Origin of the sequence: Nostoc sp. TCL26-01 (assembly GCF_013393945.1) — a bacterium.
Lineage (GTDB): Bacteria > Cyanobacteriota > Cyanobacteriia > Cyanobacteriales > Nostocaceae > Trichormus.
In genome coordinates this window covers 3,910,357-3,932,812 of the sequence record NZ_CP040297.1, presented here as the reverse complement: position 1 = coordinate 3,932,812, position 22,456 = coordinate 3,910,357, and the positions used below count along the sequence as shown (strand labels likewise).

Genomic DNA, 22,456 nt, shown 5'->3' with positions numbered 1-22,456 from the left:
AGTGTTAGCATCAGTTGCTAATGATTGCACAGACGGATACAGCTACATCTGGAAATGCTATCGGGTAAATCGTCCCATCTATGAATGTAGATTTAACCCTATATTCTCCATCTTGGGGTTCACGAAATATTATCAGCTGTTTTGTCTTTAAGTTAACCACCCAGTATTCAGGGATGTTGACTTCAGCGTAGATTTTACTTTTAATCTCTAGGTCTTTTTCTAAGCTGGAATTGGCGTATTCAATTAGCCAAAAGATATTTTCTGGATAAGGGTGATGAGCTAAGTATGCACGCCCTAATCGTTGGACAATAGCAATATCAGGTTCAGGTTCGGAATTGTTTGGTAAGGTGATGGGTTTATCTAGACGAATCATTGCCAAATCACCGATTAATTTAATTAAATACTCTCCGGCTTCACTACTAAAATAGGCGTGGGGTTCTCCCTCTGGCGACATTTCGATAATTTCCCCTTTCAGTAGTTCTACCCGTCGATGATCTAAAATACCTGCCGCAATCATGCGATGATATTCGTCTATTGTCCATTTGGCTGTAGTTAGAGTCATAGCGATCGCTTTTTTCTGGCTCTACTGATCTTATCTCATGATAAATAGGGTGAGCGAAAGCTCACCCTATGGCAAATATACATACGGTTAAAATACCACCAAAATTAACGGAATTTATCAGGATTCAGGCGAGTCCGGACTTGATTGGGAGATTGGCGACGAATAGCTACACCATTTCTTAAGCTTCTGGCTGTGCCACCATCTCTGGGGTCGAGGTAAGGTTTAAGATCAATCCCGCGTTTGGATGAACTGACGCGATTATTACCATTACCTAAAAGGGTACGACCTAAGTTATAAAGATCATCACCGCTTCCTCTGTAAGTATTGACAGCGACAGTTTGATCCCCATTATCAGCCGCAACTAAGTTTTGAAAAACATTGTTACGTACAGTGTAGGGGTCTTTGCCACGGGGGACAGTCAAGACAATGCGACACTGAGAGTTAGCGTCAGTTGTCACACAAACAACGTTTTCCCTATTGAGAACAGATGTTTGCAGTTCTTGTAAGCCATCTGGACGATAGGATTCTAAGCGACTGGCAATAGTATTACAACGTAATTGGGGATTCCAGCCACCACCTAAAGCCGCAGGCGCAGCCCAAGGGAAATATTGCCCAGGTTGGCTTTGGGGTTGATACATCACGGTATATTGACCGTTATAATACTGACAGCTAAACCGAGCTATGCCGTCAATGGGTGCAGAGGTGGGTACACCATTATCGGTGGGATAGGGTGTGTTGGTGGAAGTTGATGAACCTGAAGGTACAGTGGGGACGACGACATTATCATCAATTTGGGCAAAGGCTGCGGAATTACCCAGGAAAAAAGCTAAACTCAGACTGCTAAAAACAGCAACTTTCCAACTTTTAGACAACATGAAGGCTCCTCAAATAGTCAGAAATTAGGGTATTGATAATTCAGTTGACGCAAAATTTTGTCTTTTGATTCATTCAGTGGGTTGTTTTTTTTCTGCTTGTTCTTTCTTCTCTTGTTCTTTTCTATCTTTGAGTAGCTTTTTCACTTTGGCTTTAATCTCTAGATGACGTTCTACACCTTCGTAGGCGTAACGGTTATAACTACTGCGAGAAATCAAGTTTTCCAGATAGGTGACTCGTTCATTACCGCCTGGGTGAGAAGATAACCAAGTGGGAGGCTTATATTTTTGTTGTTTTTCTAATGTCACCATGAGATTACGCAAACCATCAGCCGCATAACCACCAGCCACAATCAAACGTGTACCGAGAATATCGGCTTGTCGTTCCATATCACGGCTGTAGGTGAAGGCAAATAATTGACCAATAGTTCCCCCAAAAGGTAGATATTGAGTCACGTTAGAGATGAGATTACCTTGGGTAACTAATTGAAAACCGTGGGATAACACAACATGGGATAATTCGTGGCCAATTAATCCAGCTAATTCTGCTTCTGAGTTCGTTTTAGCGATCGCACCTGCATTGAGAAATATTTTCCCACCCGGCAGGGCAAAAGCATTCAAGTCCTCTTCAGGAATGACAAAAAATTCATATTTAAATTCCTTCCGTCCTGAAACATTGACTAGTTTTTGTCCAATTTCATTGACATAGGCTAAAACATTCTCATCCACAATCAAAGGTAGTTGTTTCTTGGCTTGTTTCGCTACCGATTCACCTACAGATCCTTCACCTTGTAATAGCAAGATGGTAGAATCAAGGGCAGAAAATGGCCCTAATAAACTGCCTGTGACGGCATACCCCAACGCACCTGTAATAATGTTGCTAATGACATTACCGCGAATTTCTGAGCGAATATAAGACTTGTAGCGTTTGAGATTGTCTTCGGCTAATTGGGTAAACTCTGGCGCTTGGGGATTTTTCGGGTTGAGAATGGCAAATTGTCTGGCGGCTAAAGATGCTTCCATCCATTTGTTGGCTTTAGCCAAGGCTGTAACTTTAGCTTTGATTAATTCTGGTTGATTGGGATACAGAGAAGATCCCCGTTCTAAAATTTCTAATGCTTCTTTGGTGCGATCATATTGTATGAGTACTTCAGCATAACGAATATGACCGGGAATAAATTCGGGATATTGTTCTACCAATAATTGCAGAGGTACTAAAGTCCTGGTTTGCAACTTGCTAGCTATCCCCGCCTCGGCTTCTCGCCAATAGACTTTCCCGGCTGGTGATAGTTGTGTGGGATCAGAAATAGCTGGTTTCCGTTCTGAGGATATACCTGTTTTGACAAAGGGTGCTTTGACTTCCCGGTAAATTTTTTCGGCTTCAGCAATGTTTCCTGCTAAGTACAGCTTATCTGCTTCGATGAATTTTTGCTGACGAGCAACTTCTTCTGGTGTGGGTGGTGGATCTTCTTCTGAGTCTGGCTTTTGGGGTTCTTTGGGTTGGTTGGGATCTGTCGCTTCTGGCGGTGGTGTTGACTCTGGTTGTGGTTGAGTTTGAGATGAGCGTTTGAGTGCATCCCGCAACTTTTGCTCTGAGGTTTCTGACTGGGGTGTGTTGCTTGGTTTAACAGCAGCTGGTGGTTCTTGGGCTGGTACGGGTGCTGTCGGTTGGGTGAGAATAATCACAAGCGATGTGCCAACTGACAATAGTATCCAGTTCAAAGTTAGCAGCAGAGACTTCGCGGTTCGTTTCATGCTGAGATTCACTTAATACAAAAGGCTCCTATATTTAGGGTATGAGTAACTAGCCTCATCCGCATAGGGCGATCGCTTTTGCTTTACAGTAACTATAAGAATGCAGTATTAGTAATAACACCGCACTAATGATGACATTGACATCACACACAAACCGTCTTTCATTCGTCGTGATTCAAGATTGACTCCAAAATTTCTGGCGTTAAACCTCTTTGGACGGCTCGTCTACCAATTTCATCCATTGTTTGTCTGAGCTTGTCAATAGCATCCTGCTTGCTTGTCATGGAAGACTTTAGTAACACTGCAATTCGGGCTTCAATTTGTTCCCGTTCGTCTTCAGTGGCATTGCGGTATGCCTCTGCTATCTCAGACGGAACTTTAATAGTAATTTCTTCTTTAGTAATCATAGTCTGTTTGCTTCCATAATTTCTCATCTTTAATTATGTTACTGCCTCGCTTTTTCTTCCCCTACACCCCCAGTTCTTAAAAACAGATTAATTGCTTGCTACACAGGCAAAATAATTGTGAAAGTAGATCCTTGATCTGCGCCGGCACTGGTAACGTGAATTGTGCCACCGTGTAATTCTACTAGATGACGAGCGATCGCTAAACCTAAGCCGATGCCATCTTGAGCATGAGTGCGTTGTGCTTGACGGTAGCGTTCAAATACGTGGGGTAAAAACTCTGGACTAATCCCTATACCTGTGTCTGTGACTGTGATGTGGGCTTGTGAGTCTTTGTGTAACAGTTCTACTTTGACTTTTCCCCCTGGGGGTGTGAACTTAATGGCGTTAGAAAGGAGATTTGCTAAAACTTGTAACAAACGATTGACATCACCAGTGATTGATAGAGTTGAATCATCTATGATGGATTCTAAATGAATATTTTTAGTATTGGCTGATGGATAAGCCGTCTCAATTGCTGCACCGATGATTGCTGACAGATTAACTGATAAGGATTCTAACTGTAACTTACCTCTGAGAATGCGGGATATATCTAATAAGTCTTCTAAAAGTTTTGACTGAGATTGTGCATTACGTTCAATGGTTTCCAAGGCACGATTAAAAGTGGCTTCATCAAACTGACGATTGCGGAGGAGTTGCGCCCAACCAAGAATAGCATTGAGTGGCGATCGCAAATCATGAGATACCATAGCGACAAACTCATCTTTGGTTTTGTTGGCAGCTTCAGCTTCTGCGCGGGCAATTTTTTCCAGTTGTAAAAGTTGGTTCCGTTCCGCTTCTAACTGTTTGCGCTCATCAATATCGGTACTTGTGCCAAACCACCGGAGTATTTGCCCTTGTTCATCTTTAATGGGTATAGCTCTTGCTAAATACCAGCGATAAATGCGATCGTGTTTTTGACAGCGTAGTTCTTGTTCGTAAATTTCTCCCGTCTGAAAGACTTGTGTCCATGCTTGCATCACTTTTTCTAGATCATCTGGATGAACGATTTTTTGCCAGCCAAAGCCTAATGCCTCCTCAAGTGTTAGTCCAGTATATTCACACCATTGTTGGTTGACATATTCACATTCACCATGACGATTTTTAATCCAAACGAGTTGGGGTATACCATTAGACAAATAGCGGTAACGTTCCTCACTTTCACGCAATGCGGCTTCTACCTGTTTACGTTGTGTTAAATCAAGGACAAAACAAACACTGTAGCCTACTTCTGCTCGTCCTTCAATTTGAGCAATGCCTAATAAAATCGGTATACGAGTACCATCTTTGCGAACATACTCTTTTTCAAAAGGAGTACAAACTCCTGAAGTTTGTAACTCTTGGATTTTTTGCTGGTCTAAGTCTTGGTATTCTGGAGGTGTTAACACATCCCAACGGATAATTCCTGCTTCTAATTCCGGACGAGAACGGCCGATAATTTCTAAAAAAGCATCATTGGCTTCATATATTCGCCCGCTAAAGTCACCAAAATATATCCCGACTATATTAGATTCAACAATCCGGCGGAATTTAGCTTCACTTTGACGTAATGCAGCTTCATTTAGTTTACGATCGCTAATATCTGTTGTACTACCAACTACCCGCACCGCCTGTCCATTTTGATCTCTGGTAATTACTCCCTGGTCTAAGACATACAGATATTGACTATTCTTGTGGCGTACTCGATACTCAAAAGCATAATTATTTTGATTCACAGGAATATTCTGGAATTGCTGCACTAAGAAATGTCTATCTTCTGGATGAACCTGTTCTTGCCACCATTGCAGCGTTGGTACAGTTTCTTCCAGAGAGTAGCCTAAAATCTTAGTCAGTCCCTCAGTTCTGGTGACGATATTTTTTTCCACATTCCAATCATAAATCAGTGCATTCACGGCAGCAGCAGCGAGACGAAAACGCTCATTACTAGCACGTAATTCTTCTTCCATCTGCTTACGTGCAGTGATATCAAAAGCTGTGCCAACTATTTGCTGTGGTGAACCATCACTATTTCTGGTGAAGATAGAACTGCGACTACAAAACCAATACCATTCTCCATTGGCGTGGCGCATCCGATACTCATGTTCTATGATGTCCCCATCCTCAGCCGATTTAAACCTCTGGCAGACATCAGGAAATTGAGCTAAATCTTCAGGGTGCATTAATTTGACTAGGAATTCTTTACCCCAGGTTTGTATATTTTGAGGAGAATAGCCAAGTAGTTTAGTTATTTGACCATTAATATAGACGTTCCGTTGCTCCTCTAAATCGTAAACGTACAAAATTCCTGGTGTTGTATCAGCAATACGAGCGATAAATTTTTGGCTTTCTCGCAGTTGTTCCTCACTGCGTTTGAGTTCTTTGCGTAACTGTGACTGAAGAATGGCTGAGTGAACAGTTGAGCGCAAACGTTCTGCCGTTGTTTGTCCTTTGACGAGGTAGTCATAGACACCACTTTTCATGGCTTGGACAGCGATCGCTTCATTCCCATAACCAGTTAACATAACTATTGCTGGCATAGTTTTCTTCACCAGCTCTTGTAACTCTGCCAAAAACTCTAACCCATCTTGGTCTGGTAACAAAAAGTCCAATAAAATCACATCAGGTGAAAATTCCCGACACAATTCTAACGCTTCTTCTCCTGATTCTCGTTCTAGAATCCTGTAGCAATTTTCTAGGTCTTGCTGGAGATAGCGGCGATACACCTGACGATCTTCAGGAGAATCATCAATAATTAAAACAGTTAGCGATTGCACCATGACTACTTGCTAACAGCATCAGGAAGAATCACGATATCTAACCAGTAAGTTAAAAAACTGTGAATAGTTTTCACCAACCGATTAATATCAATGGGTTTGACAATATAACTAGCCACACAGTATCTGTAGCATATTTCGATATCCTTGGGATTACAAGAAGTCGTGAGTACAATTACAGGAATATATTTCAGATCCTTATCCTGCTTCAGTTGAGCAAGAATTTCTCTACCATCAGTTCCTGGCAAGTTGAGATCAAGTAAAATAATTGCTGGACGTGGCACAGCTTGGTTATTGTTGTAAATCCCTTTATGGTAGAGAAAATCTAAAGCATCATCACCATCATGACAGCGAAAAATCGGGTTTAACACCACTTCTTTGTGCATAATTCGCCGCAAAGCTTCATAGTCTTCGTCACTATCTTCAATTATCAGCAAAGGTTGAGCAATATTACCAATCATGAATTTGTGGGAGTGAGAGAGATAAGTGCAGGGGTGCAGGGGTGCAGGGGAGAAGAAGAAATGCTAATGACCACTGACTAATGACTATTGACTATTGACTATTGACCATTGACTATTGACCATTGACTATTGACCATTGACTAATGACCATTGCCTATTCCAACGTGAAATAAAAAGTACTCCCTTCACCGTAGATAGACTCTAACCAAATTTTACCCCCATGTCGTTCGACTATTTTTTTAGCAATAGTGAGTCCTGCACCTGTCCCGCCACCATACTTGCTTGGCCCGTGCAAGCGTTTGAAGATGCGGAAAATTGCTTCAAAGTGTTTTTCTCGAATACCAATGCCATTGTCTCGGACGTAGAAGGTGGTTGTTGGGGATGGATGTTCTAGATAGCCAATTTCAATCCATTTTTGGGGTTTATCGTTGTATTTAATGGCGTTGGCTATCAGGTTGCTAAAGACCTCACCGATTTGGATGCGATCGCAATACACTGTAGGTAATGGTCGAGGAATTCTAATTTCTACTCCTGTTTCTTCAATTCGCCCACTCAACATATCTAGAATACGATGTACAATCTCGTTAAGATCAGTTTGCTGCATGAATAAATCAACTCGCCCCAATCGAGAAAAATGCAGCAACGAATCAATTAAATCTTCCATCCTTTGCGTTAGACGAATTAAGGTAACTAATTTTTCCTTACCTGGTTCATCAATAATTGTGCCGTAGTCTTCTATTAAGAAATTGGAATAATTGTGAATCCCCCGCAATGGTTCTTTTAAATCGTGAGAAGCAATGTAGGCAAAAGCATCTAATTCTTGATTACTGCGTTCTAATTCAATATTCAGTTGAGCTAGTTCATCGGCTTTCCGCAATACTACACCAATAATTGCATTTCTTAACTCCAGTGCTGCATTGACTTCAAAAGATTTCCAGGGAAGTGACTTCAACAATACTGTTTCTTTCCATAACTCAAAAGACTTGCGGGGTGATAAGCGAACTCCCCCGTTTGCCGTCACTTCTACCGGTTTATTTGGGTTCCCACCCCAATCTACAGTTCGCACTACCTCCGGACGAAACCACAAAACATAGTTTTTCTGACTTTTAGAAATAGAAAGTGCTATCAAACCACTAGCCACATCTCGCATTTTTTCTGCTGCTGGATAAACTTGTGCTAGAGACTCTGTATAGAAAATTTCGTCCTGGAGATTTTGACTAATCCATTCCACTAAATTCTGAATATCTGCTGTCGTAGGAGTTTGCCCCACAGGGTAATAATTACTATTAAAACAAACTACTGCTCCCTGTGCATTTACCAAGTTAAGTAGATTTGGTTCATAGTTAATTAAACCATCAATAAAGTTAGTTTCCCCTGACATGTACTCTATTAACTTACTCTGAACAGATTTTAAGTGAATTTTGGATTCTGTATATTCGCTATCTTCTTTATTGCTCATTTCCACAGAAGTCATTTGTCCCAAAAATTCACAAGCCGTACGAATTTCATAGGGAATATATTTTGGAACTTGATGATGGCAGGCAATTAGTCCCCATAATTTTTGATTTTTCATAATAGAAATCGACATAGAAGCTGTCACACCCATATTCTGCATATATTCAATGTGCAAAGGTGAGACGCTACGCAAAACTGCTCTACTTAAATCTAAAGGCTGATTATTTAAAGGATTACAGAGAGGAATCATTGCCACTGGTTGATAGTGTGCGTTGGGAATCAGCCTCAACCAATTTTGGCTATATAGCTGTCTGGCTTGTTGAGGAATATCAGAAGCCGGATAGTGTAACCCTAAATAAGATGTGAGATATTCTGGTTTTTCTTCAGCAATTACTTGACCATGCCAATTTTCATCAAATCGATAAATCATTACCCTGTCAAAACCAGTAATTTTTCGTACTTCTTGAGCTAGAGTTTGACTTAAGCCAATAACATTAGCTGCACCTTGTATTTTTGACATAGCTAGCTTTACTTGATGGTAAAACCTAAAAAAAGTATTATTCTTTTCCGATGAGCTAGGCTCTAACTCTAGAATTAAACATCCGTCAGAGCGATGCACAATTCCGTCAAAATATAAGGTATTATCAGCTATTTTGATACAAAACTCGATAGGATTAATGACTGGTAAATCTTCATGAGCTAAACAATCTTGTAGTAAATTAATTTGTTCTATTTCTAGTAAACAACTTAAATGTTGATCCAGTAGTTGTTCGGGATAAATACCAAAAAAATCAAAGGTATTATTACTAACTTGTAGTATGGTTAATTCTACCTCTTGCAATGCTAGCAGTACACCATGAGGCTGAATAGAGCCAGGAATATGAATTGGCTCTTTATTACAGTTACTAAGGTCAACTTGAAAGGGGATGGTTGTGTCGTTGGTGTTCACTTTTCAGTCCTCATGATTACACCCAAAGTAGAGACTGACTATAAATATACTTTCGCTATCATAATTCTATTGAAGTTCTGATAATTATTCACAGCAAATAGTTTACAGTCTCAGCATAACAATGAGTGCAGATATGAATAATTACATCTACACTCATGATTCTTGGTAACTAGCATGAGTAGGTTTAAATTCATTTAAACCTGTCATATTTGTGCGTAAATCTTTATTTATGACAATTTAAATAAACTTTAATTTTTATAAAGGCAAGTGAAGAGTCAATGGTCAATGGTCAATGGTCATTAGTCATTATTCTTATCTCACTGTCCCCTTGTCACGTCAGTCACCTCAACGGGGGAAACCCCCGCACGGTGCTGGCTCCCCTTGTCCTCTCACTCCCTCACTCCCTCACTCCCTCACTCATCACTCAGCACTCATCACTCTTTTGTTCCTGGTGCAAAACTAATTTGCTCAGATTGATAGGCGGGTGGTTCTACGTGAATGGAAATTCTGACGGGGCTGAAGCGTTCTTCTAGTCTGCTTTCTACTTCTTCAGTAATGCGGTGGGCTGTTTCTACGTCTGGTGCATCTACGATTAAGTGCATTTCCATGAAAACTTGACGACCGAGAATTCCCCGTGAGGCGATTTGATGACAATTAATTACCCCAGGTACAGAAACAGCGATCGCATGAATTGCTTCTGGTGCGATCGCCATTTGATCTACCAACCAAGGTAAATTATCTCGCAAAACTGACCAACCACTCCAAAATACCAACAATGCCACAGGAAATGCCAATACTATATCCAGCCATTGATAACCCAGCCAAACCCCAATCAAACCACCAATGACGGATATTGTCACCCAGACATCACTCATGGTATGTGTGGCATCAGCAATTAAAATTTGGCTATTTACTCGCTTACCTTCATTGCGTTCGTAAAAGGCGACAAAAATATTTATACCCAAGACAATCAATAATAACCACAACTCAGGCGGTGAAATTCTCACAGTTGCGCCACCTTTGAGAATACGCTCAATTGCTCCTTGAAGAATTTCAAAACAGGCGATTCCCAAAAATGCAGCAATTCCCAAAGCACCCACAGCTTCAAATTTATGGTGTCCGTAAGGATGCTCGCGATCTGGATAGGGAGAAGAAAACCTACTAGCAAATAATCCTAAAACATTGTTAGCACTATCTGTGACACTATGTAAGGCATCGGCTAGCAGACTGAGTGAACCTGTAAAGTATCCAACGAATGCTTTAAGTCCCATTACAAATAGATTGAGTAATAGGGTAATAATTAAAACTTTCCGTACTGCGGCACGGTTATCGTAAGCCATAGATATTTTTTAACATCAGGTTATATGAATTTTAAGTGTACTTCTAATATGAACGTGCAAACAAAATAAGTTGTATCAAAATCTTACGCAGTAAGGATTACCTCTAGCTATAAAGTTGTATAAATCACTGATTTTATTGAGATTATTTTTAATTAAAAATTGCTACAAGCTGGATAAATGTTAGTATTAGCTTTACAGGTTTTAGCACATTTTTAGCATTAGTCTGAGAGTAGGTTGGGTTGCGCTGCACTTAACCCAACATGGATCTTAAAAATTCAGTATGGATATTGGTGTTGGATTATGCAAAGCCTCCACTCAACCTACTAATTTTCAGCTTTTCTGCTTAACCGAGCAGTATTGCCACCCAACCAACTAATACTACTTTAATTTTGAATTAATAATTTTGAATTTTGAATTCCCCGAAGGGGTTGACCACCCTAATTTATGGTTTATTGGTTGAGTGCGTAAGTCCTACTAGTTATGGTTGTCGATTTTGTGTCATCATCACAGAGAATGAGATGTAGGGAATCACCAATAAACTGATGACAGCCATTGCTTCTACTCTTGCATCTATAGTTGGTCAAGAAAATATCGGTTACTTAGAAAAAAACCTCGAACTCTTTCAAGTTATAGCTTCTGGGAAACCTCCCAGTTGCATCGTCTATCCCCAAACTCCAGCACAGCTAGCCGCAGTCATTGCCACGGCTAACCAAAATAACTGGCGCGTCCTCTCTTGTGGAAGTAGAAGTAAAATCACTTGGGGAGGATTAACAAAAGATATTGATGTGGTGGTGAGTACAGAAAGGATCAATCAATTAATTGCACACGCCATTGGTGATTTGACGGTGACGGTGGAAGCGGGAATGAAATTTTCCCATCTTCAGCAGATTTTAGCAGATGCACGACAATTTCTCGCCCTTGATCCCTCTACACCAGAATCAGCAACCATTGGCGGGATTGTGGCTACGGCTGATACTAATTCTCTGCGACAACGTTATGGCAGTGTCCGTGACCAAGTTTTAGGTATTAGTTTTGTCCGTGCTGATGGTGAAATTGCTAAAGCTGGGGGACGGGTGGTAAAAAATGTTGCTGGATACGACTTGATGAAGTTATTTACAGGCTCGTATGGGACATTGGGAATTATTACTCAAGTAACTTTTCGTGTCTATCCTCTACAAGAAGCATCAGGAACGGTAGTATTAACTGGTGCAGCAGAATTAATATCGCAAGTTGCTAATACTTTACGTGGTTCAGCATTGACACCCACTCAAGCTGATTTAATTTCTCCTCAATTAGTGTCAAACTTAGGATTAGGTCAGGGTGTGGGATTAATTGCTCGGTTTCAAAGTATTAGTGAAAGTGTTAAGGAACAATCTCAGAGATTGAGGGAATGGGGAGAAAAGTTAGGTTTAACAGTGGCTATTTTTGCCGACACAGATGAAAGTCATTTATGGCAGAGATTGTCAAAACAAATACATTCTCCCGCTACAGAGTCTGTAATTACTTGCAAAGTAGGCATACTACCCACTGCGGCTGTCGAGATTTTGCAGCAAGTAGGAGTTGGGTTGATTCATCTTAGTAGTGGTCTAGGTGTGTTACAAGTAGAGGATGAAAAGCAGGTTGAGCGATCGCGATCGCACTGTCAATCTCACAAGGGTTTTTTAACAATTCTCCAAGCACCACTGGCGGTTAAACAACAGATAGATGTATGGGGATACACTGGCAATGCTTTGCCATTAATGCGGCAGATTAAACAACAGTTTGATAGCAAAAATATTTTAAATCCAGGTCGATTTATCAGTGGGATTTAAGCAATTAACTCAAGAGTGCAGCCAGGGAAAAAATGGATATGCAAGTTTCTGAAGATTCTCTTAATAATACTGCCAGTATCAAAAATTTACAGGGATTTGACGGGAATCATCCACCTGATCCAAAATTAATTGATAGTTGTGTCCATTGTGGATTTTGTTTATCAACTTGTCCTAGTTATCGAGTAATTGGCAAAGAGATGGATTCGCCCAGAGGACGGATCTATTTAATGGATGCAATTAATGAGGGTGAAATTGCTTTAAATACTGCCACAGTTGAGCATTTTGATTCTTGTTTGGGATGTCTTGCTTGTGTGACGACTTGTCCTTCTGGTGTGCAGTATGACAAGCTAATTTCTGCTACTCGCCATCAGGTAGAACGGAATTATTCTCGCAGTTTACCTGATAAATTAGTGCGTCAATTGATCTTCTCTCTCTTCCCCAACCCAGATATTTTACGTATTTTATTAATTCCTTTGTTATTTTATCAAAAATCAGGTATTTCTCAACTAGTTCGCGCTACAGGATTACTCAATTATATATCCCCAAGATTGGCAGCAATGGAATCAATTCTGCCACAAATTACTCTGAAAAGCTTTCAAGATAACCTACCAACAATTATCCCTGCCCAAGGCAAGCAACGTTATCGAGTCGGGATGATTTTAGGATGTGTACAACGGTTATTTTTCTCCCCAGTAAATGAAGCAACAGTGAGAGTTTTAACTGCCAATGGTTGTGAAGTTGTTATTCCTAAATCTCAAGGTTGTTGTGCCGCACTCCCCGAACACCAAGGACAAACAGCACAAGCCAAAGCGTTAGCTAGACAGATGATTGATAGCTTTGCTGATAGTGATGTGGATTATGTGATTATCAACGCTGCTGGTTGTGGTCATACTTTAAAAGAATACGGTCATATCTTAGAAAGTGACCCAGAATATCGAGAAAAAGCCCAAGATTTTGCGGCTAAAGTTAAAGATGCTCAAGAATTTTTAGCTACTGTTGGTTTAACAGCTAAACTTTCACCACTGACAGATCAACCTGTGAATTTAGTTTATCAAGATGCTTGTCATTTATTACATGGACAAAAAATTAGTGTCCAACCTCGTCAAGTGTTGCAGCAAATTCCCGGTGTGAAAATTAAAGAACCATTAGATGCGGCTTTATGTTGTGGTAGTGCTGGGGTTTATAATATGCTGCAACCGGAAGTGGCTGAAGAATTGGGTCAGCAAAAAGTCACGAATTTATTAAACACTGGTGCTGAATTAATCGCTTCTCCTAATCCCGGTTGTGCTTTACAAATCACCAAGCATTTACAGTTACAGGGTAAGAAAATTTCTGTGTTGCATCCTATGGAATTGTTAGATTATGCAATTCGTGGTGTGAAGTTATAGCGGTTTTCGCTCACTGGATCTCCCAAAGCTTTTTAAGCTATGGAAAAAAAGTAGGAAATCAAAACAAAAGATTAAATTGCTTCTAAACTTTTCACGTTGGCTACCCAAACGGCTTATGATCTAGGACTGTCTTATAATCAGATTTTCATGCTTAGATTTTTAATCCCTCCTATTGGTGAGAAACCCAACAGGAAATCGGCTTTATTATGGTTAACTCTCAGCCTAATATTTGTAGTATATTACAGTCTTTTAGGACTACAAAGAGCATTCAAAAGTGAGTATGTTGCTCAGGATGATGCAAGAGTATATGTATTTTGGATGCAGCAATTTGTAGATCCAGAATTATTCCCTCATGATTTAATAGCAAATTATTTTAAATCAATTACGCCATTAGGATTTGCAACTTTTTACAAACTAATGGCTAGTATAGGAGTTCATCCTCTATTTTTAAGTAAAATCTTACCCATCTGTTTGGGTTTGATTATCACTATCTACTGTTTTTGGCTTTGCCTCGAAATTTTTCCCATACCTATTGCTGGGTTTATTAGCACTTTACTGTTAAATCAAAGTCTCTGGTTCAAAAGTGACTTAGTTTCTGCCACACCCAAAGCTTTTGTATATCCCTTACTACTGGCATTCTTGTACTATTTTCTGCGTCAGTCATGGCTAATTATTTATCTAATAATTGTCCTGCAAGGACTTTTCTATCCTCCATTATTATTTATTTCTTTAGGAATCTTACTCATTCATTTGCGGCGTAATTATGTTTGGCTAGTAGTTATTCTAGGATTGGGATTTTTAGTGATGTTACCTTATGCTTTGACTTCTTCAGAATTTGGGCCGGTAGTGACTGCCTCTCAAGCTAGGACAATGCCAGAATTATGGACAGGAGGACGACATCCATTTTTTGACAGTAATCCTTGGCAATTTTGGCTGATTGGACAACATAGTGGTATAATACCGCCGTTAATGCCACCGCTAATTTGGATTGGTTTGTTGTTACCAATACTGCTGCGAAATGGATTTCAATTCTCGTTAGTTAGTCTATTAACAATTCAAGTTAAAATATTACAGCAAATTATCATAGTCTCTTTATATTTATTTTTTGCAGCCCATGCCGTGCTGTTAAAGCTGTTTTTTCCTACTCGTTATACAATTCATAGTCTACGAATTGTTATGGCTATTGCAGCTGGTATTACTGTAACTTTAATTTTAGACAAGTTTTTTCATATTTATCAGGAAAAACACAATTTATGGCAATTAATCTTAGCAGCTACTTTAGTTTTTGTCCTCCTTTTCTACCCCAATCTCTCAGACCATTTCCCCATAACCGATTACCGACAATCTGGAGAATCAGCTTTATATAAATTTCTCCAACAGCAACCTAAAAATAGTTTAATTGCCACTCTTTCAGATGAGGCTGATAATATCCCAACTTTTGGGAAAAGGTCTATTTTGATAGGCAGAGAATACGCACTTCCTTTCCATCTTGGTTACTACTCCCAGATTCGTCAACGTACTACTGATTTAATTCAGGCTCAATACAGTCAGAACTTAGAACCAGCAAAAAGATTAATTCAAATATATAAAGTAAATTTATGGTTGGTGGAACATACAGCTTTTAAGCCAGAGTATTTAACTCAAAAAACCTGGCTGAGAAGTTTTCACCCAGCTTTTACAAAAGCTTTAAATAGCTTGGAACAAGGCATTACTCCAGCATTAGCAAAGTTAACGAAAAAATGCTCGATTTTAGAAACTGAGAAATTTTCTCTATTAAAAGCAGACTGTATTACAAATTCTCCCCAGTCATAAACGGAGTTTGAGCAAATTACCAACAACATTTCCAGCAGATGATTCCTCAAGCTACAGCAGATTTTAGCCTAGCTGTGCTTGGTGTTTTGGTGCAGCAAGTATCTGTGACAGTGGAGGCGATCGCTCATACAATCAATGCTGATGAGTATGATGTGGAGGAAGTCTTAGAAGATTGGGTAGAGTTCTTGCAACAGCAACAAATCGCAGGGGAAACTCATTACAGCCTGTATCATGCCAGTTTTCGCCACTGGTGTCAAAATCAGCTGTAGGGGGCAGGAGGTTGATTTTGTGGTAGGGTTTGTAGTGAAAGCGCACATAGTTCACGATCCCAGCTGACTAAACAAGTCGGCTAACACCACATTAGAAAACAAAAAACCATTGGGATCATGCAACTGCAACCTTTCATCGACAACTTGCACCCATCTTTTAGCAAAATAGGGTTGTAAACATTGGCGAATTTTAGCTACTTTCTCCTGTCCAAACTTTTCTCTGAGTGCTGGTAAACTCACCCCTTCTGCTAAACGTAACCCCAGCATTAATGTTTCTAACAATACATCTGCTTGTGGTGTGATCTCCCAATCAATTACACCATGATTAGCAATTAATTCTTGCACCCATTGATAATATTCCTTAGTCTTGCGGGGACGAGTGAAACGCTTACCATCTATGTAACTAGCTGCACCCATGCCAAAACCATAATAAGGGCGGTTTTCCCAATAAACGCGGTTATGCTGACACTGGTGTCCTGGTTGGGCATAGTTAGAAATTTCGTAATGTTCATAACCGGCATTATGTAAAACCTGTTGTCCCATTTGGTACATTTTTACCGTGGCTTCATCCGTAGGTAAGGGCGTGTCACCGGGCTTGTAATAGCGACCAAAAGCTGTTCCTGGCTCAATGGTCAGGTCATAGATAGAGATGTGAGTGGGAGCAATTTTAACTGCTGTGTCTAAGGAATCTTGCCATTGATCTAAAGACTGATGCGGCAATCCAGAAATTAAGTCTATGCTAAATTCGGGAATCTCGACTTGGTGAATCAAATCTACAGCTGAGAATATATCTTTAACCGAGTGCGATCGCCCAGCTATTGTGAGTAATTCTTCTTGAAACGCTTGTACACCCAAACTTACCCGGTTGACACCGACGCTACAATATCCCTTGATATGTGCTAAATCAAAGGTTCCCGGATCAATCTCCATAGAAATTTCTGCACCAGAGGCAATCCCAAAACGCTTTTCTAATACTTCCAGTATCCGTTGTAATTGCTCTATGGATAATAGCGAAGGTGTCCCACCACCAAAAAAAACTGTCTTCAGAGGTTGGTTAAAGGTTGGTGTAACCGCAATTTCTTGGCATAGGACATCAACATACTGAGAGATAGTAGCAGATGTTTCCCCCCGCAGGCGATCGCCTACAACAGATACAGGAAAATCACAATAAAAGCACCGCCGTCGGCAAAAGGGAATGTGTACATAAGCAGAACTAGCCATGTCACCAACAGTAACTTTTTGCATATTTGTGAACAACAATAAACTTAATTAACGGAAAATTGGATTTGTAGTTATTGGTCAATAGTCAATAGTCAATAGTCATTAGTCATTAGTCAATGGTCATTAGTCATTATTCTTATCTCACTGTCCCCTTGTCACGCCAGTCACCTCAACGGGGGAAACCCCCGCACGGTGCTGGCTCCCCTTGTCCTCTCACTCCCTCACTCAGCACGGGCTAAACGCCCCGCTTCCGCTAACAGCACTCCCTCACTCCCCCACCAAAATTATGAGAAATATTAAGCAAAAACACATTAGTTATAATGTTTGCAGATATTGCCTGCATAAAACCCTAGTCTAAGTCAATATAGTTAGTCTCTCTGACCGATGAAATTAAAAATACTTGACTTTATCGGGTAAAACAGTCGCAGGAAACAACACAACCATGCTTGATGCCATTATTATTCTTTCATTCATCCTGGCAGCAGCAGGAATCGGGTTCTACACCACCGAACTACTACCCAATGGTACGCTAGACAGGGTGACGAATCTGGAAGCTCTACGCTTAACTTTTGCTGTCTTTGCTGCCATTATTGGTGGGGCGATCGGATTGAGTTTTCAAACTACATATCGGCGTTTAGAAACCCAAGTCCGAGAAATGCCCCTAGAGGTGATTTTAACCCGTGCCATTGGCTTAGTGATTGGCCTATTAGTAGCCAACCTCATGCTAGCACCGCTATTTTTGTTACCAATCCCGGCAGATTTTAGTTTTATTAAACCACTGGTAGCCGTAGTTGGTAGTATTATTCTTGCCGTTACAGGTATGAATTTAGCTGACACTCACGGACGTGGTTTATTAAGATTTATTAATCCCAACACTGTGGAATCAATGGTAGTGGAAGGGACATTGAAACCAGCCAATACCAAAGTTTTGGACACTAGTTGTATTATCGATGGGCGCATTGAAACGCTGCTAGAAACTGGATTTTTGGAAGGACAAATCATCGTCCCCCAGTTTGTCTTGCAGGAACTGCAACAGGTAGCTGACGCTAGCAAAGACCAAAAACGAGTGCGGGGAAGACGAGGATTAGAAATTCTCAACCGAGTCAGAGAAAATTACCCAGATCGGATTTTAATCAACGCATCCGACTACGAGGATATTGCCACAGTCGATGCTAAATTGGTGCGTTTTGCTCAAGAAATTAACGGCACACTGCTCACCAACGACTACAATTTATCAAAAGTTGCCAGTGTGCAAAAAGTGCCTGTTTTAAATGTTAACGACTTAGTAAACGCCGTCCGTCCTACTTATTTACCTGGGGACTACCTCGACTTGAAAATTCTCAAAGAAGGTAAAGAACCCAGCCAAGGTATCGGCTATCTCGATGATGGCACAATGGTTGTCGTGGAAGAAGGTAGCAGTTATGTGGGTGGTGAACTGCGAGTGGTAGTTACCAGTGCTTTGCAAACCTCCGCCGGACGCATGATTTTTGCCAAACCCCAAGCTTCAGCCTTGGCGTGAGGGAAATGTCTGGTACAAATAGAGTTAAGTTATGCGATCGGTGTAGCCAAGCTGCACCGATTTTGTATAGGGTGAAATACGAAGATGGGGGTAATTGGATTTTCGTCTGCCCTCAATGTTGGACTGGTGTCAGCGAGAATAACCCCTTTTACGTTTACGGTGGAACATGGAAAGCCGTCAAGAATAGGAAGAAGCGCAAAGGCTGATGAAAGAGAGCAACAATTCAACAACTCAGACCTTCACCTGGAATAACGCTACAACCAGTATTGGGATCAAAGTAACCACCGTTCTCTAAAATATCACCAAAAGGTGTTCGCCGTCCGGGGGTTGATGAGCTTTGATTAGGTCTAAGTATGTTTCCTTGGACTCTTGGGTTCCCTTCATAACCCCAGTCACCAGTATTTACATCCAGCCAATAGCGACCAGACGGAATACTATAACCTAGAAGTCTCTCTAAATTATACAGCTTTTGCCCTTGAAACAGTTCTCCATTAATTACCACCCATCCTTGTGCTGTAGCGGTTAAGCTCAAAGGCCCAATCAGAGAGCAGATAGAAAGCACAGTAGCCAAGATTAGTTTTTTCATAATCCATCATTCCCTTTTCTTCATCAATTTTGCTGATTTGCAGTTAGATTTACTGAGCTTGCTTTGTCTTGACAAGGTATTTCTACTTTTTCTAACGAAGACTCCAGGCAAAATATTCCCAGAGTAGTAATTAAACATTGCATAAAATTTCATGGGTAAACCTACTAAAGAGATAGCAGCTGACATCAATAGGTAATGAATAGATGCAAGCTGCTTAACATCTCAATTACTCAATGAGGTTGTCAAAATTATGAAGATGAGAGCTACATTATCAGCTCGGTTTTTGTTGATGTTGAGTCTGACTATTCCGGCTGTCATGCTATCTACAATAGCTGGAGCCAAAGCTCAAGAAGCGTCACCTGGGCAGGTTAATTTGCGTCAAAGTCAACCTTTCATTCAAGATAGTTTCCGCCGTGATACTCTCTTGGATTTGCATAAATCACCAATATTTAATACCGATGGTGGGACTGGAAAGGAAGCCTCTGATAAAGGTAAGGATGCTTCTGATAAAGGTTCCGATAATAAAGAAGCTTGTGATAATCCCTGCGGTGGATTTTTCAATTATAAAGACCGCTATATTTTACCAGCAGATAGTTTACAAGCTCCTGTACAACTCCAGAATATTCGTTCTAAATCTCTGCTCAAAGGTAATAGTCCGATTTTCTAGAATGTCAGTTTTGTAGTTTAGGGGCTAGCCTCTAGCCTCTAGTTTCTAGCCCCTTTTCCCAGATAATAAAACAATGGACTTGATAATTGTAGGCGATCAGAGCGATCGCTTTTGTACGGAAGTTCTCGATTTAGTACAACAAATAGGCTACACTGCGGACATTTTAAATATCTATGATGCGGCTAGGTTATTCTCGGTTGGTGTGGAAGATGGACAAGTTTGTGTCACCCCCGATATCCCACTTTTACTAAGAATCCAACCACCATCTACTATTCGCAAAAGTTTTGATGATTCATTCATGTATGGTGAATGTTTATCAACTTTATGGGCAGCTGCTACCCTGAATAAATCCACAGTCATTAATCGCCCTACAGCTAATGGGATTTGGGGTAAAACCTCCTACTCTTCTGTGTTAACAGCGATGCGTGGGGGTTGGCGTGACAACGACATTGAGTTATTTTCCTCACAAATACTCTTACCCGCAACCCAAAAACTCAATCAACAATGGTATGTGCAAGATTTATCCACATACAACACCACCGCTTACCCGAATATTCCTCCTGGAGAAGGCGCTTATCGGGGACGTTGGGCAGATTTTGATCCTGGTTATGAAGTTGTTGTGGTTTTAGATAATCAAGCCTGGCGTTCTACCAATGTTCCTCTCGAACATTTATTACTAGAAGAAAAAAGTATTTCCCTAATTAGAAATTTAGATTTGACCTTTGCTACTGTCACTTGGAGCATTTCGGAAAACTTAGAAGATGCAACTCTAGCACGGATTGATCCCTTTCCGATGATGGAGCAAATTCAGTTTGTTTGGCCTGTGCTTGCGCCTGCACTTTTGGAGGTTTTGTTCTCATGATTTACGTCATTGGTATTGACTCAGACCGCACTTTTCGTCATTTCGTTCGTGAAACAACCAAGCGCAGTATCGCAGTTCAAGCAATTAACCTCCGTGATGTCATTCTCACTGGAGATTGGCGACTGGCGCTACCTGATGATGGGTTGAGTTGGTTGAGTGTGGGGGATAAAAAATATCAATTAGATCCCCACGCCGCTTATTATTGCCGAATTATTGATCTCTCTACCGTCCAATCAGACATGGCTTTAGCAATGCGTTGGCGGAGTTTATTAGCTGCACTTTGTTCTTGGTTAGAACATATTCCCGGAGTCGTGATTAATCGTCCTGGTGGGCGTGCTGATAATTTTTCTAAACCATTACATGAATATTCTTTGCAATCTTGGGGCTTTAATGTTCCCGCTAGTCTGACTAGTTCTGATGGGGAACTTTTAGCCGCTTTTGCTAGTGTTGGTAAAACTGTCGTTAAACCAGCATCGGGTATTCGGGCTGATAGTCGCCTAGTTACAGCCGAAGAATTTGTAGATTTTCACCCATCCCAAGGGCCAGTACATCTACAAAGATATGTTTCTGGGGCTGATGTCCGCGCTCATGTTGTGGGTGATCAAGTTCATGCGGAAATTATTAATTGTCCTCAAGTAGATTATCGCCGTTCTTATGAAGAAGCAAAATATTCTCCTTGGCAATTACCAGAGTCTTTATCTCAACAAATTATTGCGGCTACGGCTGCTTTTGGTTTACAGTTTGCTGGCTGGGATTTTAAGGTGACAGAAGACCATCAATACTGGTGTTTAGAAGCAAATCCTATGCCAGGATATGATGGTTATGATATTCGAGATCAGGGACGAATTACTGATTCGTTGTTAGCCTTGCTCACTCAACAAAATCCATCTGTAAAACAATTTTATCATGGTGGCATACTGTCAGCAGAAATCATCACCACAGAACAATGTGCTGAAGTTTATTCTACAATTCAAGACTTAAAAGAACATTGGCTTTCTAGAGGACAAGAGCCATCGGCTTTTTTCACATTGGGAACAGCAGCATATTTAGACTTTTTAAATATATCTAACTTTTCTGGTGATTATTACCCAAGAGCAAAACAATACAATTCTTTGTTGCAACAACATTTTGCTTGGCTGTATGAATTAGTCAGAAATTCTTTAGAAAAACAACTACAAGCCCCAGTTAGTTATCATGATGACTTTGCCTTACCAGGATTTCATATTTGGCAAACACCAGCTATTTTTACTAAGTCTACAGCATCAGTTCACTTTGATTTACAGTACCAAAATCTGAATTGGCAAAATAAAGACACAATAGATTTCCGTCAGACAATTTCTTTTACTTTACCCATTAAATTACCTCATTTGGGTGGGGGACTGAATGTTTGGGATTTAACTTATGAGGAATTGACCAACAGTCGTGATCCCCATGATTTAGGTGATATTGAGGTGATGCAGCGCTTGAGAAACAAGACTTTTCATCCCTATACTGTGGGAAATATTGTCCTGCATGGTGGACACTCACTACATCAAATTGGGGCGATCGCTAAAGTTTATCCAGATGATGAGAGAATTACCTTACAAGGTCATGGGGTATACCACAACGGTAGATGGTTACTTTATTGGTAAGAATGAGCAATGGGGGCTGTGAGTGTCTCTTTTATCAAAAAAATTTACACTTGTTAGCAGCTCCCCACTCCCAGCAGATGATTATCTTAACGTGAATTCG

The 22,456-nt window shown here is 40.5% G+C and carries 19 protein-coding genes; 9 read left to right on the top strand and 10 right to left on the bottom strand.

Translation table 11 applies throughout. The annotated features are described in order from the left end of the window. Window positions 1–10 precede the first annotated feature (10 nt). The 8 genes from FD725_RS17055 to FD725_RS17020 form a co-directional block, all read right to left on the bottom strand. Window positions 11–562: a Uma2 family endonuclease gene (locus FD725_RS17055; protein ID WP_179049239.1), complete on the bottom strand. Its 552-nt coding sequence runs from the start codon at window positions 560–562 to the stop codon at window positions 11–13. Between the two features lie 104 nt (window positions 563–666). Then, the gene (locus FD725_RS17050) at window positions 667–1,437 is read right to left on the bottom strand and encodes a COP23 domain-containing protein (RefSeq protein WP_179049238.1); all 771 of its coding nucleotides are present in this window, start codon (window positions 1,435–1,437) and stop codon (window positions 667–669) included. A gap of 69 nt (window positions 1,438–1,506) precedes the next feature. After that, complete coding sequence (locus tag FD725_RS17045) at window positions 1,507–3,189, bottom strand: M48 family metallopeptidase (RefSeq protein WP_179049237.1); 1,683 nt, start codon at window positions 3,187–3,189, stop codon at window positions 1,507–1,509. Window positions 3,190–3,350: 161 nt separating this feature from the next. Next, window positions 3,351–3,596 (bottom strand): hypothetical protein, encoded by a 246-nt coding sequence (locus tag FD725_RS17040; protein WP_179049236.1) that lies wholly within the window; start codon window positions 3,594–3,596, stop codon window positions 3,351–3,353. Between the two features lie 98 nt (window positions 3,597–3,694). Continuing rightward, the gene (locus tag FD725_RS17035) at window positions 3,695–6,388 is read right to left on the bottom strand and encodes a PAS domain-containing protein (RefSeq protein WP_179049235.1); all 2,694 of its coding nucleotides are present in this window, start codon (window positions 6,386–6,388) and stop codon (window positions 3,695–3,697) included. 2 nt (window positions 6,389–6,390) lie between these two features. After that, window positions 6,391–6,846, bottom strand: a complete 456-nt coding sequence (locus FD725_RS17030; protein WP_179049234.1) for a response regulator — start codon at window positions 6,844–6,846, stop codon at window positions 6,391–6,393. A 154-nt stretch (window positions 6,847–7,000) separates the two neighbouring features. Continuing rightward, the gene (locus FD725_RS17025; RefSeq protein ID WP_179049233.1) at window positions 7,001–9,250 is read right to left on the bottom strand and encodes an ATP-binding protein; all 2,250 of its coding nucleotides are present in this window, start codon (window positions 9,248–9,250) and stop codon (window positions 7,001–7,003) included. Window positions 9,251–9,684: 434 nt separating this feature from the next. Beyond that, complete coding sequence (locus FD725_RS17020) at window positions 9,685–10,590, bottom strand: cation diffusion facilitator family transporter (protein ID WP_179049232.1); 906 nt, start codon at window positions 10,588–10,590, stop codon at window positions 9,685–9,687. 542 nt (window positions 10,591–11,132) lie between these two features. Here FD725_RS17020 and FD725_RS17015 point away from each other — a divergent pair. The 4 genes from FD725_RS17015 to FD725_RS17000 all read left to right on the top strand — a co-directional run bounded on the left by FD725_RS17015 (window position 11,133) and on the right by FD725_RS17000 (window position 15,870). Further along, a complete protein-coding gene (locus tag FD725_RS17015; protein ID WP_179049231.1) occupies window positions 11,133–12,401 on the top strand; it encodes an FAD-binding oxidoreductase in 1,269 nt (422 codons plus the stop codon). A gap of 38 nt (window positions 12,402–12,439) precedes the next feature. Next, on the top strand, window positions 12,440–13,789 hold the full coding sequence (locus FD725_RS17010; RefSeq protein WP_179049230.1) for a (Fe-S)-binding protein: 1,350 nt from the start codon (window positions 12,440–12,442) through the stop codon (window positions 13,787–13,789). A 147-nt stretch (window positions 13,790–13,936) separates the two neighbouring features. Further along, window positions 13,937–15,601: a hypothetical protein gene (locus FD725_RS17005; RefSeq protein ID WP_179049229.1), complete on the top strand. Its 1,665-nt coding sequence runs from the start codon at window positions 13,937–13,939 to the stop codon at window positions 15,599–15,601. A 38-nt stretch (window positions 15,602–15,639) separates the two neighbouring features. Then, window positions 15,640–15,870 (top strand): hypothetical protein, encoded by a 231-nt coding sequence (locus tag FD725_RS17000; protein ID WP_179049228.1) that lies wholly within the window; start codon window positions 15,640–15,642, stop codon window positions 15,868–15,870. A 51-nt stretch (window positions 15,871–15,921) separates the two neighbouring features. Here FD725_RS17000 and hemW read toward each other — a convergent pair whose 3' ends face one another. Further along, entirely contained in the window at window positions 15,922–17,115 is a 1,194-nt protein-coding gene (gene hemW, locus FD725_RS16995) for a radical SAM family heme chaperone HemW (RefSeq protein WP_179049227.1), read from the bottom strand. 418 nt (window positions 17,116–17,533) lie between these two features. On the opposite strand from hemW, the gene FD725_RS16990 reads away from it, so the two are divergent. Next, window positions 17,534–18,610, top strand: a complete 1,077-nt coding sequence (locus FD725_RS16990) for a PIN/TRAM domain-containing protein (RefSeq protein WP_179049226.1) — start codon at window positions 17,534–17,536, stop codon at window positions 18,608–18,610. 5 nt (window positions 18,611–18,615) lie between these two features. Continuing rightward, on the top strand, window positions 18,616–18,816 hold the full coding sequence (locus tag FD725_RS16985) for a hypothetical protein (protein WP_179049225.1): 201 nt from the start codon (window positions 18,616–18,618) through the stop codon (window positions 18,814–18,816). 17 nt (window positions 18,817–18,833) lie between these two features. Here FD725_RS16985 and FD725_RS16980 read toward each other — a convergent pair whose 3' ends face one another. Continuing rightward, entirely contained in the window at window positions 18,834–19,196 is a 363-nt protein-coding gene (locus FD725_RS16980) for a hypothetical protein (RefSeq protein ID WP_179049224.1), read from the bottom strand. A 256-nt stretch (window positions 19,197–19,452) separates the two neighbouring features. Here FD725_RS16980 and FD725_RS16975 point away from each other — a divergent pair, with 256 nt between their 5' ends. The 3 genes from FD725_RS16975 to FD725_RS16965 all read left to right on the top strand — a co-directional run bounded on the left by FD725_RS16975 (window position 19,453) and on the right by FD725_RS16965 (window position 22,356). Then, window positions 19,453–19,863 carry a hypothetical protein gene (locus FD725_RS16975; protein ID WP_179049223.1) on the top strand — a complete coding sequence of 137 codons (411 nt, stop codon included), beginning with the start codon at window positions 19,453–19,455 and terminating at the stop codon, window positions 19,861–19,863. 73 nt (window positions 19,864–19,936) lie between these two features. Further along, a complete protein-coding gene (locus FD725_RS16970; protein WP_179049222.1) occupies window positions 19,937–20,725 on the top strand; it encodes a hypothetical protein in 789 nt (262 codons plus the stop codon). Further along, a complete protein-coding gene (locus FD725_RS16965) occupies window positions 20,722–22,356 on the top strand; it encodes a RimK family alpha-L-glutamate ligase (protein ID WP_179049221.1) in 1,635 nt (544 codons plus the stop codon). Before FD725_RS16970 ends, FD725_RS16965 begins: the two co-directional genes overlap by 4 nt. Window positions 22,357–22,456 lie beyond the last annotated feature (100 nt).